This is a genomic window from Methylobacterium sp. J-072 (assembly GCF_022829425.1).
In the GTDB taxonomy this organism is placed as follows: Bacteria; Pseudomonadota; Alphaproteobacteria; order Rhizobiales; family Beijerinckiaceae; genus Methylobacterium.
On sequence record NZ_JAKSYK010000133.1, the window covers coordinates 1 to 16,340 of the forward strand.

General features: G+C 63.9%; 20 protein-coding genes. 12 read left to right on the plus strand and 8 right to left on the minus strand.

Annotation, left to right across the window (positions count from 1 at the left end; translation table 11 throughout):
- Positions 1–667, minus strand: a 667-nt coding sequence (locus MKK67_RS15140) for an MCP four helix bundle domain-containing protein (protein WP_243965871.1), incomplete at its 3' end; no start/stop codon positions are given.
- Positions 668–1,017: 350 nt separating this feature from the next.
- Between MKK67_RS15140 and MKK67_RS15145 the strand changes: the two genes are divergently transcribed.
- From MKK67_RS15145 to MKK67_RS15155, 3 genes are all read left to right on the plus strand, one after another.
- Positions 1,018–1,443 (plus strand): hypothetical protein, encoded by a 426-nt coding sequence (locus MKK67_RS15145; RefSeq protein ID WP_243965872.1) that lies wholly within the window; start codon positions 1,018–1,020, stop codon positions 1,441–1,443.
- On the plus strand, positions 1,443–2,621 hold the full coding sequence (locus MKK67_RS15150; RefSeq protein ID WP_243965873.1) for a glutathionylspermidine synthase family protein: 1,179 nt from the start codon (positions 1,443–1,445) through the stop codon (positions 2,619–2,621). The genes MKK67_RS15145 and MKK67_RS15150 overlap by 1 nt, the downstream gene beginning before the upstream one ends.
- 61 nt (positions 2,622–2,682) lie before the next feature.
- On the plus strand, positions 2,683–3,129 hold the full coding sequence (locus MKK67_RS15155; protein WP_243965874.1) for a hypothetical protein: 447 nt from the start codon (positions 2,683–2,685) through the stop codon (positions 3,127–3,129).
- A gap of 188 nt (positions 3,130–3,317) precedes the next feature.
- Here the strand turns inward: MKK67_RS15155 and MKK67_RS15160 are convergent, their stop codons facing one another.
- A complete protein-coding gene (locus MKK67_RS15160; RefSeq protein ID WP_243965875.1) occupies positions 3,318–4,232 on the minus strand; it encodes a LysR family transcriptional regulator in 915 nt (304 codons plus the stop codon).
- A 143-nt stretch (positions 4,233–4,375) separates the two neighbouring features.
- Here MKK67_RS15160 and dctA point away from each other — a divergent pair, with 143 nt between their 5' ends.
- Both dctA and MKK67_RS15170 read left to right on the plus strand, forming a co-directional pair.
- On the plus strand, positions 4,376–5,707 hold the full coding sequence (gene dctA, locus MKK67_RS15165; protein ID WP_243965876.1) for a C4-dicarboxylate transporter DctA: 1,332 nt from the start codon (positions 4,376–4,378) through the stop codon (positions 5,705–5,707).
- A 77-nt stretch (positions 5,708–5,784) separates the two neighbouring features.
- On the plus strand, positions 5,785–6,948 hold the full coding sequence (locus MKK67_RS15170) for a mandelate racemase/muconate lactonizing enzyme family protein (protein WP_243965878.1): 1,164 nt from the start codon (positions 5,785–5,787) through the stop codon (positions 6,946–6,948).
- 768 nt (positions 6,949–7,716) lie between these two features.
- On the opposite strand, the gene MKK67_RS15175 is transcribed toward MKK67_RS15170, so the two are convergent.
- The 3 genes from MKK67_RS15175 to MKK67_RS15185 form a co-directional block, all read right to left on the minus strand.
- Positions 7,717–8,127: a response regulator gene (locus MKK67_RS15175; protein WP_243965880.1), complete on the minus strand. Its 411-nt coding sequence runs from the start codon at positions 8,125–8,127 to the stop codon at positions 7,717–7,719.
- 98 nt (positions 8,128–8,225) lie between these two features.
- On the minus strand, positions 8,226–8,492 hold the full coding sequence (locus MKK67_RS15180) for a hypothetical protein (protein ID WP_243965882.1): 267 nt from the start codon (positions 8,490–8,492) through the stop codon (positions 8,226–8,228).
- Positions 8,493–8,495: 3 nt separating this feature from the next.
- Positions 8,496–9,260 carry a Crp/Fnr family transcriptional regulator gene (locus tag MKK67_RS15185; protein WP_243965883.1) on the minus strand — a complete coding sequence of 255 codons (765 nt, stop codon included), beginning with the start codon at positions 9,258–9,260 and terminating at the stop codon, positions 8,496–8,498.
- A gap of 137 nt (positions 9,261–9,397) precedes the next feature.
- Here MKK67_RS15185 and MKK67_RS15190 point away from each other — a divergent pair, with 137 nt between their 5' ends.
- The 3 genes from MKK67_RS15190 to MKK67_RS15200 all read left to right on the plus strand — a co-directional run bounded on the left by MKK67_RS15190 (position 9,398) and on the right by MKK67_RS15200 (position 11,763).
- Entirely contained in the window at positions 9,398–9,652 is a 255-nt protein-coding gene (locus tag MKK67_RS15190; RefSeq protein WP_243965884.1) for a hypothetical protein, read from the plus strand.
- 104 nt (positions 9,653–9,756) lie between these two features.
- Positions 9,757–10,896 carry a PAS domain-containing protein gene (locus MKK67_RS15195; RefSeq protein WP_243965885.1) on the plus strand — a complete coding sequence of 380 codons (1,140 nt, stop codon included), beginning with the start codon at positions 9,757–9,759 and terminating at the stop codon, positions 10,894–10,896.
- Between the two features lie 372 nt (positions 10,897–11,268).
- Entirely contained in the window at positions 11,269–11,763 is a 495-nt protein-coding gene (locus tag MKK67_RS15200) for a hypothetical protein (protein WP_243965886.1), read from the plus strand.
- A 20-nt stretch (positions 11,764–11,783) separates the two neighbouring features.
- Here MKK67_RS15200 and MKK67_RS15205 read toward each other — a convergent pair whose 3' ends face one another.
- Positions 11,784–12,113, minus strand: a complete 330-nt coding sequence (locus MKK67_RS15205) for a hypothetical protein (protein ID WP_243965887.1) — start codon at positions 12,111–12,113, stop codon at positions 11,784–11,786.
- 160 nt (positions 12,114–12,273) lie between these two features.
- Positions 12,274–12,567 carry a hypothetical protein gene (locus MKK67_RS15210; RefSeq protein WP_243965889.1) on the minus strand — a complete coding sequence of 98 codons (294 nt, stop codon included), beginning with the start codon at positions 12,565–12,567 and terminating at the stop codon, positions 12,274–12,276.
- A 188-nt stretch (positions 12,568–12,755) separates the two neighbouring features.
- Here MKK67_RS15210 and MKK67_RS15215 point away from each other — a divergent pair, with 188 nt between their 5' ends.
- The 4 genes from MKK67_RS15215 to MKK67_RS15230 all read left to right on the plus strand — a co-directional run bounded on the left by MKK67_RS15215 (position 12,756) and on the right by MKK67_RS15230 (position 15,764).
- Positions 12,756–13,499 (plus strand): recombinase family protein, encoded by a 744-nt coding sequence (locus MKK67_RS15215; protein ID WP_243965891.1) that lies wholly within the window; start codon positions 12,756–12,758, stop codon positions 13,497–13,499.
- Positions 13,499–14,539: a hypothetical protein gene (locus tag MKK67_RS15220; RefSeq protein WP_243965892.1), complete on the plus strand. Its 1,041-nt coding sequence runs from the start codon at positions 13,499–13,501 to the stop codon at positions 14,537–14,539. The genes MKK67_RS15215 and MKK67_RS15220 overlap by 1 nt, the downstream gene beginning before the upstream one ends.
- A gap of 2 nt (positions 14,540–14,541) precedes the next feature.
- The gene (locus MKK67_RS15225) at positions 14,542–15,195 is read left to right on the plus strand and encodes a hypothetical protein (protein WP_243965893.1); all 654 of its coding nucleotides are present in this window, start codon (positions 14,542–14,544) and stop codon (positions 15,193–15,195) included.
- Between the two features lie 134 nt (positions 15,196–15,329).
- On the plus strand, positions 15,330–15,764 hold the full coding sequence (locus MKK67_RS15230) for a hypothetical protein (RefSeq protein ID WP_243965894.1): 435 nt from the start codon (positions 15,330–15,332) through the stop codon (positions 15,762–15,764).
- An 8-nt stretch (positions 15,765–15,772) separates the two neighbouring features.
- Here the strand turns inward: MKK67_RS15230 and MKK67_RS15235 are convergent.
- The coding region (locus MKK67_RS15235; RefSeq protein WP_243965895.1) for a transposase at positions 15,773–16,340 on the minus strand (568 nt) is incomplete at its 5' end.

Genomic DNA, 16,340 nt, shown 5'->3' on the forward strand with positions numbered 1-16,340 from the left:
TGCTCATCGCGCCCGCCATCCTGCGGATCGGGACGGAGATCGTGGTCACGGACATCCAGCCGACCGCGAGAGTGATCGCAGCGACCAGGCCGAGGACGACCAAGATCGCGAACTGGCCGCTCCGTCCAAGCTCGGCCGCTATAGTGGCTTCCTGCTTTCCTGCGGCTTCATTGAAGCTGACATCGGCCTTGAGCGCCGCGCGGGCGGCATTTAGGGGAGGCAGCATGCCGTCCAACAGGTAGTCGCTTGCACCCTTGGCGTCGCCAGCATCCAAGTGCCTGAGATACTCGTCAGTCATGGCCGTATAAGCCGGAACTGTGGTCGCAACCGCCTTCCACAGGGCTTCTTCGCCAGCACTGACGAAGGGCACGTACTCCTCAAGATCCTTGGCAACGTCGGACAGGCTTGCGCGCAGGCGCGTCAGGGACAGTGGTCGACGCTCGGCACTGGAGACCAGGTAAGCGAGCTGCCGGCTGCGAAGGGCCTCGAAGTCGGCGCCGAGTCGGCCGAGAATGCGGACCGAAGGTAGCGTATTGCCGCCGAGGCTGTCGGTGGCAACGCTCAACTGCTGCAGCTTCGCATAGCAGAAGGCACCGAGCCAACCGGTCAACACGAACAGCAGGGATAACGCCCCGATGGGACGGGCCCGGATGGTGAGGTTCGACAACAAGACCAGCTCCCTTACCGCTGCTGTCTGATCTCAAGTAACGATTAAGATTATGCTTATGACGATCGCTATATCCGCTTCGGTGGCGCGCTACTCGACTAGGAAAGATAATGACAGACGAGGCCGTTCTGCCATAGGTCGCCGAAGCGGGCACTAACGGGATACGCCGGCCTAGAGCCGCCCTTCCGCAGTCGGTGGCGCTACTTCATGGCTTGCAAGACGGGCGGAAGGGCATCCGTGCCATGTTGGGACGGCCTACCGCCCCACATGCATTCGGCCCCGACTGACGTCGGTCTGGTGCGGCTGAATTCTTTGTGAAGAGGGCGGCACGCGGATACGATAACCGCAACATGAAGCGCTCCCGCCACGTCACCCTCGTCCTCCTCGGCACGACGGCGCTCGCCGGGTGTGAGGACGATCGGTCAGCCCCACCCCAGCCGACGCCGCAGCAGTTCGCCGAGAGCCTCGCCCTTCCGGTCCCGAAGCCCCATTGTGACCGTCCGGAGGACTTCCCGCGGCCCGAGTGCCACGACCCCCAGGCGCCAGTCGCCGCGGCCAACACCGGGCACGCTTCATCCTCGGGCGGCCACGGCAGCGGTGGGATCTTCTGGTTCTTCCACGGCGGCGGCTCGTCTTACGGACCAGCGACACCGGCAGCCCATGCCTATGCCGCCGCCGGACCCGCGGTGCGCGCAGCAGCGCCGGCTGGCACGACGTCGTTCGGCGGCTTTGGCTCGATCGGACGGGCTATGGCGAGGTTCGGCGGAGGTTCGTGATGCGGCGCCACAGCTTCACGCCTCGGCCGGGCTGGCATGCACTCGCCGACGAGAGCGGCTTCGACTTCCATATCGATGAGGACGGGCACGCGGTCTGGTACGAGGCGGCTGCCTACAGCTTCACCCTGGCGCAGATCGAGGAGGACCTAGAGGCGCCCACCGCCGCGCTGCATGCGATCTGCCTAGAACTCGCCGCCGAGATCTCCGAGACCCCAGCGCTGATGGCTCGCCTCGGCATCCCGGACTGGGCGCACGCCCTGGTGACGCGCAGCTTCCGCGCCCGCGAGCCGCACCTCTACGGCCGCTTCGACCTGGCCTACGACGGCGCCGGCCCAGCGAAGATGCTGGAGTACAACGCCGACACCCCCACTGCCCTGTTCGAGACCGCGGTGTTCCAGTGGCGGTGGCTGGAGGACCTACGCGCGAGCGGCGCGCTGCCGGCGGACGCCGACCAGTTCAACTCGGTCCACGAGCGCCTGGTGGCCCAACTCTGCCTGATCCGAAGCCGGGTCGGCGAGGTGCTGCACCTGACCTGCATGACGGAGTTTCCGGAGGACCGCGGGACCGTCGGCTACCTCGCCGACTGCGCTGCCCAAGCCGGCCTTCAGGTGCGCCTGATCGACGTGTTGGACATCGGCCTGCACCAGGAAGGCGGCCGGTCGTCCTTCGTCGACAGGAGCGACGCGCCGGTGCACCTGCTGTTCAAGCTCTACCCGTGGGAGTGGATGCTGCGCGATGGCTTTGGACCAGCGATCGCCGCCACCGGCACCACGTTCATCGAGCCGGCCTGGAAGATGGTGCTGAGCAACAAGGGCATCCTGGCCCTACTCTGGGAGCGCCACCCGGACCATCCGAACCTGCTGCCGGCCTACTTCGAGGACGACCCGTGCAAGTTCGAGCTGGGCAGGAGTTTCGCTCGTAAGCCGCTGCTCGGCCGCGAGGGCGCCAATGTGACGATCGTCACCGACGGCCAAGTCTCAGCCGCCGAAAGCGGCCCCTACGCGGACAGCGGCTACGTCCGGCAGGCCCTGGCGCCGATCCCGGACTTCGAGGGTCGGCGCGTCGTGATCGGCTCCTGGGTGGTCGGCGATGAGCCGGCCGGGATCATTCTGCGCGAGAGTGCGGGGCCGATCTCCAACGACACCTCGCAGCTCGTCCCGCATTTCATCCAGCCATGAAGGGTGGCAGACGAATGAAAACCCCTATCGAACGAGGGGAGAACGGAGGAGGCGCTCGGGAATGCCGATCTACATGGGAGGGCGCGTCACGCGGATGATGCTCCGCGAGCAGCGAGATCGGCTCTATGTGTTCGCAGACAATCTTGAGCGGCGTGGCTTGCGCGGCCGGCCGGACGAAATGCGGGGTGAGCCGAACGCGGTCGGCATCCCGACGAGGCGATCTCCCAGTCAGCTCGTCGACGCTTTCTTCAGCGACGATGATCTCGACGCTTATTACACCGAGAGCCGGGCCGCGTTTCAACGCCTGGTTGGCCGCCTCCGCAAGGGTGGCATCGTGGTTGTGCCCGTCGATGGACTTGGGACCGGAGCGGACCGCCTCAAGGAGAAGGCGCCCGTGATCTGGCAACAGCTGCAAAACGACCTCGCCCGATTGCATGCGGTTGCCGCCGAGCTCGCTTCGTCTGCTCCGTTGGCCCGGGCCGGCGAAAGCGAACCGGTTGGACCCTAGTGGTCGAAATCTGACGCTAGATAACCCACCCGTGAAGTTCGCAACGGGTGGACAGCAGAAGTTGGGACGACGCCCAGAAGTGGACCTTCGGCTTTGCGCCCATATTGGTCATCCAAGGAGCCGCGGACGTTCCTCCATAGCGGACATCCACCGTTACGGCCGCGGTGGCCCATTCGCATAAGGGCGGCTTACGAAGCCGCTACCTCGCAACCGCGGCTATAGAGGTGCTCCCAGAGTTCGTCAGCTGCGTGGTTGCGGCACTCAGGGGATCGGAACAGCCTGATCTCGATGGGCACGTCGAACCGCTCGGACCCAGCACGTACCAGCCGACCACGTGCCTGATCATCCGCTGCCACTGTCTGCGGTAGCCAGGCGATGCCATGCCCCTCTCGCGCCATCGTCGTCAGCGTCGCAGCGAGATGCGAGGTGAAGCTCGTGACGGTGTGGGTCGACTCCCTGCTTTTGCAGGCGGCCAAGATGCGGCCGAGGCCAGAAGCCTGACTGTAGGCGAGGTAGGGAACCGGCTCAGTCGAGGAGCCCGGCAGTGACCACGTCCCGCGGCCGTCCGCGCCAGGCGCGCACAGCGGAACGAGCACATCATCACCGACCTGAACGCTCTGGAAGCGGTCGGGCTCGAACTTCGCCGGCGCGTCCGGATGAAAATGGCAGAGCAGGAAGTGCACCTCACCAGAGAGCATTATCTGCTCGCACGCTTCCATGCTGTCCGAGATGAGGTTGAGCGTCCCTAGAACTGTGGACCCCATCAGCGGGCGTATCCAGCTCGGAAAGAACGTGAACGACAGGGCATGGGTCGCCGCGATTGAAAGCGTCGCCGTATCCCGATCACCAACTGCCTGCGTGCCACGCCGGGCGCGCTCCAAGCTACGCACCAGCTCCTGCGCCGCCGGCTCGAAATGAGCGCCGGCCGGCGTCAGCGCGGCGCCGTACGCCCCACGCACGAACAGCGCCGTGCCGATCCAATCCTCAAGCGCCCGGATGCGGCGGCCGAAGGCCGGCTGCGACACATTCCGAGCGTCGGCGGCCCGCGAGAAGGTCTTCTGTTCCGCGAGGGCCAGGAAGTCCTTGAGCCAGTCCAGATCCATGTCGGTGCCGTTTGCGCATAGGGCGTACCGAACATGGCATTGGCCACGCGACGGTGTCCAGGCGTATAGCCGCCCTGCAAACTCCCGCAAGAGGAGAAACTGGTCTCGCTGTTCAAGCAGCGACCAATGGGAGGGATTAAGCCGTGAAAACATGGCTCAGCAGGCTATACATCCAGGTCTTCATCGCCATCATCCTGGGCGCTCTCGTCGGGTACTTCCTGCCAGGTGTCGGCATTACGCTGCAGCCGCTCGCCGACGGCTTCATCAAGCTCATCAAGATGCTGCTCGCGCCGGTGATCTTCGGCACCATCGTGATTGGCGTGGCCAAGATGGGCAATCTGAAGGAGGTCGGCCGCATCGGTGTGCGGGCGCTCCTCTATTTCGAGATCGTCTCGACCCTCGCGCTCGTCATCGGCCTTGTGGTCGTCAACGTCATGCAGCCCGGCGCCGGCATGAACATCGACGCCACGCACATCAACGGCAGCGCCATCGCTGGCTATGCCAAGGCGGCCGAGGCGCAACCCGGCTTCGTCGGCTTCCTGATGGACATCATCCCCACGACGATGGTGGATGCGTTCGCCAAGGGCGCCATGCTGCAGATCATCCTGATCTCGGTGCTGCTGGGCGTCGCTCTCGTGCAGGCCGGTGAGTACGGCAAGCCGGTGGTCGTCGTCATCGACAGCCTGCTCGACGCACTGTTTCGCATCGTCGCGATGGTCATGCGCCTCGCCCCGATCGGTGCCGGTGCAGGTGTCGCTTTCACCATCAGCAAGTACGGATTTAGCACGGTCTGGTCGCTCGCCTACCTGATGCTCGGCGTCTACATCACCTCGATCCTCTTCGTGGTGGTCGTGCTCGGCACCGTCTGCACCTGGACCGGCTTCTCGCTGACCAAGGTCCTCGGCTACTTCAAGGACGAGATCCTCATCACCTTCGGGACGTGCTCCACCGAAGCCGTCATGCCGCGCATGATGGTCAAGCTGGAGCGGCTCGGCTGTGAGAAGTCCGTGGTCGGGCTGGTCCTGCCGACCGGCTACACCTTCAACGCGGACGGCACCTGCATCTACCTGACGATGGCGGCCATCTTCGTCGCCCAGGCCACCAACACTCCGCTCGGGATCGGCGATCAGCTGGTTGTCCTCGGTGTGCTGCTCCTGACTTCAAAGGGCTCGGCCGGGGTTGCCGGTGCGGGGTTCGTCACCCTGGCCGCGACGCTGTCCAGCATCCACACCGTCCCTGTCGCCGGTCTCGTGCTGCTGCTCGGCGTCGATCGCTTCATGAATGAAGCCCGCGCGGTGACGAACCTGATCGGCAACGCCGTCGCCACCATCGCCATCGCGAAGTGGGAAGGCGCCTTCGACGCCACGAAGGCACAGGACGCCTATCGCAACCGAGCAGCCGTCGCGGCGGAAGAGATCACGCCCGAGCCTGGGAGCAGTCACGCCCTGCCTCGTCCCACGGTGGTCACACCGTAGGCCACGGCTCCCCGGCGGACGCCGGAGAGCCAATCCTTTCACACCGTCTCACCCCGCTCAACACCAGGAGTGCACCCATGCGCATCGTCGACGTTTGCGAGATCACCAAGCCGATCTCATCGCCCATCCGCAACGCCTACATCGACTTCACCAAGATGACCACGAGCCTCGTGGCTGTCGTCACAGATGTGGAGCGGGACGGCCGCCGGGTCGTCGGCTACGGCTTCAACTCCAACGGCCGTTACGGCCAGGGCGGCCTGATCCGCGAGCGGTTCCGCGACCGGATCCTGGAGGCCGATCCGAAGAGCGTCCTCAACGACGCTGGCGACAACCTCAACCCGCACAAGCTGTGGGCCGCGATGATGACCAACGAAAAGCCCGGCGGCCACGGCGAGCGCTCTGTGGCGGTGGGCACCCTCGACATGGCGATCTGGGACGCCACCGCGAAGATCGCCGGCAAGCCGCTGTTCCGCCTGCTCGCCGAGCAGAAGGGTGTCGAGGCGAACCCGCGGGTCTTCGTCTACGCGGCCGGCGGCTACTACTACCCGGGCAAGGATTACAGCGCCCTGCGTGCCGAGATGCGCGGCTACCTCGACCGCGGCTACAACGTCGTGAAGATGAAGATCGGGGGCGCCCCGATCGAGGAGGATCAGCGCCGCATCGAGGAAGTGCTGAAGGAGATCGGCTCCCAGGCGCAGCTCGCGGTGGACGTGAACGGCCGCTTCGACCTGGAGACCGGCATCGCCTACGCCAAGATGCTGCGGGAGTACCCGCTGTTCTGGTACGAGGAGGTCGGCGACCCGCTCGACTACGCGCTTCAGGCGGCGCTGTCCGAGTTCTATCCGGGTCCGATGGCCACCGGCGAGAACCTGTTCTCGCATCAGGATGCCCGCAACCTCCTGCGCTACGGCGGCATGCGCCCCGACCGCGACTACCTGCAATTCGACTGCGCCCTGTCGTACGGGCTGGTGGAGTACCTGCGGACACTGGACGTGCTGCACCAGTTTGGCTGGTCACCGTCCCGCTGCATCCCGCACGGCGGGCACCAGATGTCACTCAACATCGCAGCCGGCCTCGGGCTCGGCGGCAATGAGAGCTACCCGGACCTGTTCCAGCCCTACGGCGGCTTCCCGGACGGGGTGCGGGTCGAGGACGGCCACATTGTCATGCCGGAACTGCCGGGCATCGGCTTCGAAGGCAAGTCCGACCTAATCAAAGTCATGCGCGAACTCGCGGAGTAAGCTCTACCGATGGCCGTGCGGGGCCGCTTACGTCCTGCACGGCCACGTATCTGGGCATTCAGCATCCGGCTGCGGACGATAGCTGCCCCGTTCAACCAGGGGTGCCGGAAGCGAAGGTCACAGATCCTCGTCAAGGCGCTCAGGCACTTGGGTGTGAGGAAGTTTGCACGATGCGTCCGGTCAGCGCTGCGGAGCGAGCAGTTCTCTCAGTTTTGACCGATGAATTCGTGAGCGCTAGCGTCATCAAGATCAGGTCTGGGCTTCCACGCGCTCAGTGCAATGCGGAAGTTCTCGATGCCTGCATGGGACTGGTGCAGCTTGGCTTGGCCGAGCGGATCGGGTCCGGATCGCGGTCTACCCTCCGCTGGCGACAAGCACACAAGGGTATCTCGCCCCCAGACCCCGAGCAGGAATGCCACGCACGCAGAATACCCGAGGCACCATGGCCGTCGAGCGCCAGCTGACGACCAATCTGCTGGTAAGCAGACCTCCGGAAGGCCCGAGAAGGGTGGCAACCGGACTTTGGCCTTTCATCCCGAAGCGGACGAAAGGAAGCGCTGTCCAATAGGGCTTGCATGATGGAACGCCGCAGCTGGAACTTGGCCGTCTAGAGGGGGACCTTACCTCGGTACGCCATCCTGGCCCGTAGGGTGCATCCAATCGGCTTTGCCGAAATGCGGTCGTGGCGATACGACAACAAGAAGGGCCAGTCTGAATGCTGGCCCTACATCCCTTGAGGGATCGCATCGCAAATGGCTTACTCAGCCACTAATCGCGCAGCGGCTCGGGCTTTTGCCCGTCCGGCAGGATCTCTTTGATATGCTCCCGGACCATCTCAGCCGAGAACGGCTTGCCGAGGAAGCGTGCCCCCTCTGGCAAGTCGCCGGAGCAAGGGCGAGCCTGCCCGGATGCGACGACGATCGCGATGTGCGGCCACAGGCCAGCCGTTTCCCGGGCGACGGCAAAGCCGTTGCGAGACCCAGGCATCTGCACATCGGTAAACAGCAGAACGATCAGGGCGTGCTTATCAGCCAGCAGAGCCATGGCCGCGTTGCCGTCTGCGGCTTCGAAGGTGTGGAACCCCGCCCCCTCTAGGATGTCCATCGCGGTCATACGGATCAGCGCATCATCGTCTACGACGAGGGCGTAAGGGGCGTGCGATACTAGCGATTGGCTCATCTTTTGAAGGTACCTCACGCTTGAAAAAAGTTCGGGCACCGCGTTCTCGCAGGGCGTAGAAGCTCGTATCGCCCAACCACTGGGCAGCGCCGACGATGTCAGGTCGGCGCTAGGCATCGTCGCAGCCAGCGCGTCGCCTCCTCTAGGTTCAAGAAGGTTGGAGCCCGTTTCCCTTGCAGCCGGCCGAACCCGACCTCAAGAAACCAGCTTCCGAGATCATCGTGCTCGGGCTCGTCGAGGCGGACCAAAACTGCAACGAGCAGGCCGTTCGCGATCACCAGCATGCCGTCCCAATCTGGGCTGTCGGTGTCGACCGCAATCGGCTGCAGCACGACCAGCGTCTCGACGTTGCCCTGCTCGGACATCGGCTAGCCCTCCTGGGCGCGGCCGGGCCAACTCAGGTCGCGGCGCTCGCTCCAGCGGGTGTTGCGCAGATGCAGATAATTCGGCGCGAAGCCACAGAAGGCCTTCAGGCGCTCGACATCGAGGATGGTGAGCATCCGGTGTTTGAGGTGGATCAGGCCGACTGCGCGCAGTTCCCGCAGCGTCCGGTTCACGTGCACGTCGGATAGGCCCATCGTCTCGGCGATCTCGGTCTGCGTCAGCGGGAACGCGTAGCTGTTGTCGGTGACACGCCCGACCGCCTCCAGGCGCATGAGTAGCTCGCACAGAAGGTGGGCGATGCGCTGGCCTGGAGCGCGCCCTCCCATGTTTACCAGCCATTCCCGCAGGACGGCGCCATCGACCAGGGAGCACCACCAGAAGGCACGAGCGATGCTGGTGTGATGCGCTGTGATCTCGTCGATGGCCCGACGGGGGATGTCCACGACCTTACACGCAGAGATCGTACCGATGCTGTGGTCCATCTCGTCGAGGATGAACACGTTCAGGTCGCAGAAATCGCCCGGCACCAGGAGGGCCATGATCTGGCGCTGGCCGTCCGGGAGCACCTTGTAGCGGCAGGCGAAGCCGTCGAGGATCAGCAGGACGTTGTCGGGTTTGTCGCCTTCTCGGATCAGATCCTGGCGCGCGTCGACCTGCCGCACCTTGAGCGTCAGCCCGTTCAGGGCCCAACGGGCCTGGTCGGACAGCGGTTCGAAGCTCTCAAGCTTCCGCGTCAGCGCTTGCTGCATCGGACGGCCCCGGAGAGCGAGAGAACGAGGTAATCGTTCGAACGGTGCCCCTCAGAGGAACGCTGGACCGAGCCTCGCCGATCCACCGATGGCACCGCGAGCACGACGTCGGATGCCCGCGCCCTGTCCTGTGATTGATGATCCGCCCGGTAAAAGACCCCGCCACCCATTCCGGGCGACGGGGTTTGAGTGTGCTCGGGTCGGAAGAAGCCGTGCAGGCGATGAAGGGGCAAGGAGGCTCGCGCAACTCGCTGCGCTCGCGACATCACAGCTACAGCGTGCTACCCATGGCAGTGACCGGAGATGCCCACCCGATCAAAAAGCGGGTTTCGCTGAGTTTTACCGACAATAGTTGGATGATCCCCATCGGAACGGCGATTAATTTTCCGTAAAAGGTTCGCGCAATGATCTTTTGATCGCGGGACAAAGCGCAGTTTCCGTAGCCTGGCGATAGCTTGACACTCCGTCATGCGCGACCAAGGCGCGGGAACTGGCAATGACAGCAGGACCTCTGTGGGATCGTCTCTCTCTGGTGCTGTCCCCCGGCCCGAATGGCTACGGTTCACCTCGGCGCCGGTTAACTCCACAGCACCGCCTGTTCGATACCAGCACGATCGAGGCGGTACGGCGCGGCCTGTGGTCGGTCGAGACCCTGAGCCGGTGCATCGTTGAGGCGAGCGCGGATTGCATCGAGGTGCTCGACCCACAAGGTAATCTCCAGTTCGCCAACCCGACCGCTCTGCAGCAGCTGCGCAGCAGCGATACCGCCGAGAACGAGGGCGAGCCCTGGGCCCTATCCTGGCCGGATGAGGTGCGGGCGGCCGTTCTCGAAGAGCTCAAAGTCGTGCGGGAGACCGGCGTCGCTCGCTTCAGCCATTGGCGCCCGGGCCTCTCCGGAGAAGCTCGCTACTGGGACGTGACGCTCTCGCGCATGTTGGACGATGACGGGGATCCCATCGGCCTGCTCGCGGTCTCGCGAGACATCACTGCTCTGGCTCAGGCGGAAACTGACCGCGACCTGTGCAACCGTGAGCTGAGCCACCGGCTGAAGAATGTCTTCGCCTTAGTCAACGGCCTCGTCACCCTGTCGGCACGCACCATCCCGGTAGTTCAGCCGTATGCACGGACGCTCCGGGATCGTTTCACCAGCCTTGGTCGGGCGCTGGAGTACCTGCACGTGTCGCCCCAGGATGAGGCAGCGCCGCGCCCCGCGCAGACCCTGCAGGCACTACTGCGTACCTTACTCATGCCTTACGACGGCGTCGGCAGTGCGCATCGCCGTATCCGGTTGTTCGATGGGGCGGTTGTGCCGATCCGCGACACGGCGGTGACGAGCCTCGCGCTGATCATCCACGAACTAGCGACGAACGCGGTCAAGTACGGCGCCCTGTCCGATGATACAGGCACCGTCAGTCTGAGCTGTCGCCGCTACGACAAGAGCATCAGTCTGATCTGGTGCGAGCGGGGCGGGCCGCCGATCGAACGACCGCCGGAACATGCCGGGTTCGGCTCGACCCTGGTCCAACGCAGCCTCAGCGGCCAGCTCGGCGGCAAGATCACCTACCACTGGGAACCCGAAGGCCTGCGCGTGCTGATATCGATGCCGACCGACCTGCTGTTGCAGGAGGCGACCTGACGCGCGCTGGGAGACCTCGGGAGGCTGAGCACTGATCCCGTCCTCTTGGACGATCACCAGGGTGCGCTCATCAAGGGTACACAGGAGCCCGTGCGGCCGGGGGCTGCCGACGAGTGGATGGTCTTCCGATCGTACGCGGTTAGGTCAAGCCGCAGAACCACGTCGCTTCGCTGATGCAAACGGCTTCTCGCCGCGTTCGGTCAGGATTGGTCAGAGAACTGGATCGGACTGCCCGCAAGCGGATCTTCTGAAGTTCGGAGAAGGGTCGCAAGCAGACCCTCGCCACGGCTACCAAGCGTCAGGTTTTGGCCACTAGGTGCAAGCTGTTCACTCGTGCATGGGACGGGCCGAATGGATCCAATAGGCGGGGCCATGGACACCCCAACGTGGGCGCACCTCGATAAGCTGCGCCTCGGTAAGTGGGGCGAGTATTTCGCAAAAATGGCCTTCGTACGAGTGGGCCTGGACGTCTACTCACCAGAGGTCGATGACCGGGCGATTGACGCGCTTGTTAGGATACCGAGCGCACCGGAAGCCCCTCCACGGTTCCTCGAAATCCAGGTGAAGACTGTCCGTGCGGCAAAGCCCGGTTACGTCTACATGGCGAAGCGGCACTTCCCAATTCGAACAGGCACCTTCCTCGCTCTCGTCTGCCTCGCGGAGGGATCAGAGGCCGACCTCTACCTCATACCCTCTCTCGCGTGGCGCGACCCGGCTCCGCCGTTCAGTAGCCGTGACTACGAAGGCAAGAAATCCGAGCCGGAGCACGGTCTCTCGATCAGCGCCGCCATCCTTCCGAAGCTGCGACCGTACCTGTTCCAAATCATCCTTCCGGATCTGCTCTCGGGGACTTGGCCAGACGCCTAGGCAGCATCCGTGCGAAAGGCTCAGCCAACCAGCCGCATAGTGAAGCGTGCGCCATCGCCGTCCACTGGGAAGACGCCCCGGAGTTCGGCTTCCTCGCCTGGGATTTGGGAGCAGACGATGTGCGTCCAGCCGCCCTTCCGGTACCGATCGAAATCCGAGGGCACACCGATCGCAAACAGGGAGGGCTCCACAAGCATCGAACGCATGGCGGATCCATCCGCCCCTGTCCGCGTGCTGTACTCCGCCTCACGAAATGCGACCGCGCTGCATTTCAGGGTGGTAGAGGGGGTGTCCTCACGACCAACGAACCGCCCTTCCAGGCGGATGGTGTTTTCGTCCTGCGGGCTCATCGGCCCTCCGGTGCTGAGTACGAGCGCGAGCCGGATCTGACCGCGCTTGATGCTCAACGCACTGCGAGCCCTTTCAACTACCCGGAGCATCTCCGAGAGGGCCAGCGCAGGAGCGGATCACCGTCAGCTCCCAAACTTGATGACGAACCGCGCCCTGTCGCTACCCAGCGGCATGACGCTGCGAAGTTCCCCCCTCGCCGTTCGGCAGCAGGCTAGAGACGATATGGGTCCAGTCGCCCATCGCGGGGTTGAAGCCGGTAGGCAGGCCAGAGACCATGAGCGACGGCTGCTCGACCACCGACCGCATGACCGAGCCGTCCGCACCCTTCGTCTCCTTGAACGCCGCATCCCGGTACGTGACCAAATTGCACCGCAGGGTCAGAGGTTCTGGTTCATCGGCTGCGCTGCCGTAACGGCCCTCCAAACGGATTGTGTTGCTGTCCTGCTGGCTCATAGGCGTTCCACATATGCGCATGTGCGCCGGCCAGGACAGGGGGCGCTCAGTGGTCAACGCGTGAGCATGCCGATCGCCGGGGGTTTTGCACCGGGGGTCAAATTCCGCCGATCGCCCTTCGATTTCGACTGCCAAAACTCAATACCACCTTTACACTCCACTCATCACCTCAAGGCAGGGCAGCAGCCATGCTGGCAGTAGTAGCCTACACGCGCGTCTCTACTGACCGGCAAGGGCGCAGCGGTCTCGGCTTGTCCATACAGACAGACACCATCGAGCGGTTCGCTGCCGCCGAAGGCTACGAGATCGTCCAGAGTTTCACGGAGATCGAGACAAGCAAAGGAGCCGACGCCCTCGACCGCCGCCCGCAGCTTGCGGCTGCACTCGCCAGGGCCCGCAAGCTCAAATGCCCAGTGCTGGTTTCCCGCCTGGACCGCTTGTCGCGTGACGTGGCCTTCATCGCAGGCCTGATGACCCACCGCGTGCCCTTCATCGTCACCGAGCTGGGTGCCGATTGCGATCCATTCCTGTTGCACCTCTATGCCACCCTTGCTCAGAAGGAGCGCGCTCTGATCGCCGCGCGCACTCGGGATGCGCTCCAGCGGAAGAAGGCGGCCGGCGCGGTCCTGGGCAATAGGACGAACCTCGGCGAGGCCCAAAAGCTCGGGGCGTCCGTCAACGCCCAGATCGCGGACACCTTCGCGCTCAACATCCTGCCAGTCATCACCAGCATACAGGCCGGCGGGGTCACGAGCCTGCGTGGGATCGCGGCGGCACTGACAGCCCGTGGTGTCCGGACAGCTCGCGGTGGGGAGTGGGCCTCGGGCCAGGTAGCGGCCATCCTCAAGCGCAAAACTGCGACAACCACCGCCATCCCGGCCCCTGTCGCCACACCCGACGTCCGGAAGCCCATACATCGGGCCTCTATCTGATGTCCTTCGACTTCGCCCGCTACGTCTTCAACCTGAACAGCTCGTTCGACGCTGGCGGCGCGCAGGCGCTGCGCCAGTTCCTGAGCCATCACCTCACGGTAAAACGGTGGGTGATGGCGAGCGATTACAACACCGGCACAGACGGCACTGATCACGACGTCTACGCCTTTGCCGTCTACCCCATCTCCATCGACGGTATCGAGGCGGTGCGCAGAGCACTGCGGGACTGCTTCCCGCGCGACTTCAAGCACACGGCGCGCATCACGTGGGAGCAGAAGCACTTCCTGGCCACAAACACATGCTTCGTTTTCGTGTTCTTGGTCTCGAAATCCGACAACTTTCTGCGCTCTGGGGATCGCACGAAGGATCTAGCCGCGTTCCGCGAGGCGCTGGCCCAAACCGTCGCGCAGCTTACCGCGAATGGGACTGGCGAGGACAACCTCCGGCACCTGCGCATGCTCCAAAACGAGGCCAGCAAAAAGGATTTTAGCCTGGCGCTGATGGAGCGCGTTCTGCTCCTCTCGCTGTTCAATGCCTTCGTGACAGCGAAGCTTACGGCGAACATACCGGTCGAATTGGTTTGGTGGGCCACGGACAATGAAGGAGAAACACGTTACTGCAACGACGTCTTTGGCACGATGACGTACATCAACTATCACTCTATCTGGGTGAAGACGTTTGGTCGGAAGCTGATACCATATGTTGGCCGGACGGATATCAGGCGCATGGACCGCGGCCTGTCCGACCTGGTCGATGACCTCATCCGCATACCAGACTTCTTCGCTGCGGTGCTGGCGCGCTGGCGGATAGACCAAAACAGAGTGCTGCCACCGCTAGGATCAAAGCGACCTGCAATCCGGCGGTACTTCGACATCATGCGCTATTGGCTAAACGAGAACGAGAACCTGTTGCTGGCCATTTGCAGTCCCCAGCATGTTGGCGATCTTCAGACGGGTCGCATCATCACCGCCAAGTCCCCCAGACGCCTAGAACGCTACAGGAAACGCGTCGCCCCTAATACCGAACCGCAGAGGAATTGACGTTGGCAGAGGGACCACAGCCGGACGAAGAGACCAAGCACCGCCGGCATGAGCGCATCGTCGGTACCATCACGCTGATCGCCACGCTGTGCGCGGCGGGGTTCGCTGGAGGTGCATACGTCCAGGCACGCCGGCAGGCCGACATCGCCCAGGCCGCGTTGGTCGAGAGCGATCACCCGTTCCTGGAGTTCACCGCGACGAGCAACCCCGATGTCTCCCGTGGGGGCAAACGTTACAGCTCGGTCAATCTAACGATCCAGAACCAGGGCACCAGAGCTGCGGTGATACATCTGGCAGAGTTCGCGATCGTGGAAGAGGACACGGTGGCTGCCGCGCTGGACGCGATCTCGAAAGCAGGCCTAGTCATCCTCGGCCAGAACTGCACGAGACAGATCAGTCGCAAGGTACTCCAGCCGACCACTAGCTTCAGCTTCGAGTGCGTGTCCGTCATCCCGAAGAGAGGCCCGAAGGACCTGCACCTCCAGCACCTCGTTGGATCGGTGGCTTATGGCGGCGCACTCGGTGCTCGCTGGAGGCAGACCTTCAACATGCTTGAGATGACCGGCGGCGAGTGGGTCAGCTTCGGCTATACCGCCGACCTAGAGACCCGAACGGACGGTAGAGGTCACGAGGTCCCTACCGAAAGATACCACTAGAGAACGGAGGCTTATTTCCAGGCCCTTTGTTGTGTAAGGCTCTGACGGATCTGTCGAGGAAAGAGCCAATGCCTGCCGCTCAGCAAAAAAGGTCCGTTCCGAAACCTTCGCGCCGGGTGCTGGCTGGAAAGTCCGTGTCTGCGACCATGCGGCGTGTGCATCGGCCGCCCGAGACCACGGTTGCAGCCCAGGACGACAAAGCGTTGCACGAAGAGCAGCACACCTCGCGCGTCGAGATGCTGATGCTGAAGGGGGTTACCCGACCGGACATCATTGGCGCTATGCTCGATCTCGGCACACGCACCGTCCAACGATATCAGGATCGTGTGCATGCACGGTGGGAGATCACAGGCGGTGGCAGGACTATCGCTCGGTTCCGCGGCGAGGCTCTGGCCCGCTTGGACCTCATCGAGCAAGAGACGTGGTCGCAGCACGCGGCGCTAGGCAGCAAGCTGGATCCGTCCCCCAAAGACGAGGCGAAATTTCTTAAGCTCCTGCTCGACATCCAGGGTCAGCGGGCGGCGCTCCTAGCACTACTTTGGCAGATTGACTTCAGGGTGGCAGATTGAGAACGGCGTCACAGTGCGGGCATCGCCGCGGTGGTGGCTGACTGAGGTGATCCAGGATGGCTTGGCGGATCGCCGGCATCGATGGCTGGGGCGGCGGGCAGGCGATTCTTTTTTTTCCGCCCCGCCGCTGCGAGGCGCCGGGATTGCAGGAAGGCATAGGCCATCATGGTCATCAGCGCGTGCCGATGCAGCCCGGTCCAGGATCGGCCCTCGAAGTGGTCGAGGCCGAGTTCCTCTTTCATCTGCTGGTGCGCCTGCTCGCAGATCCAGCGCGCCTTGATCGTTGCGGCCAGCTGCTTGAGCGTTGCCTCGGCCGGCAGGTTCGAGAGGTAGTATTTACGCTCGCCCGAGCCTCGCTCCTCGCGCACCAGCCAGACCTCGTCGCCGGGCAGATGCTGATTGCCCATCGCGCCGATCCGCTGGGTCGGGCCATCGGCCATCCGGACGCGCAGCGCACAGAAGCGAGCCCGCAGCCGGCCTTTGGTGCCGCGCCGCCAGGTCACCAATCGGCCGCTCATGTCTGCCAGGATCGTCTCCGCCGCGATCGAGACCTGATCCGGCACATGACGCTTGCGC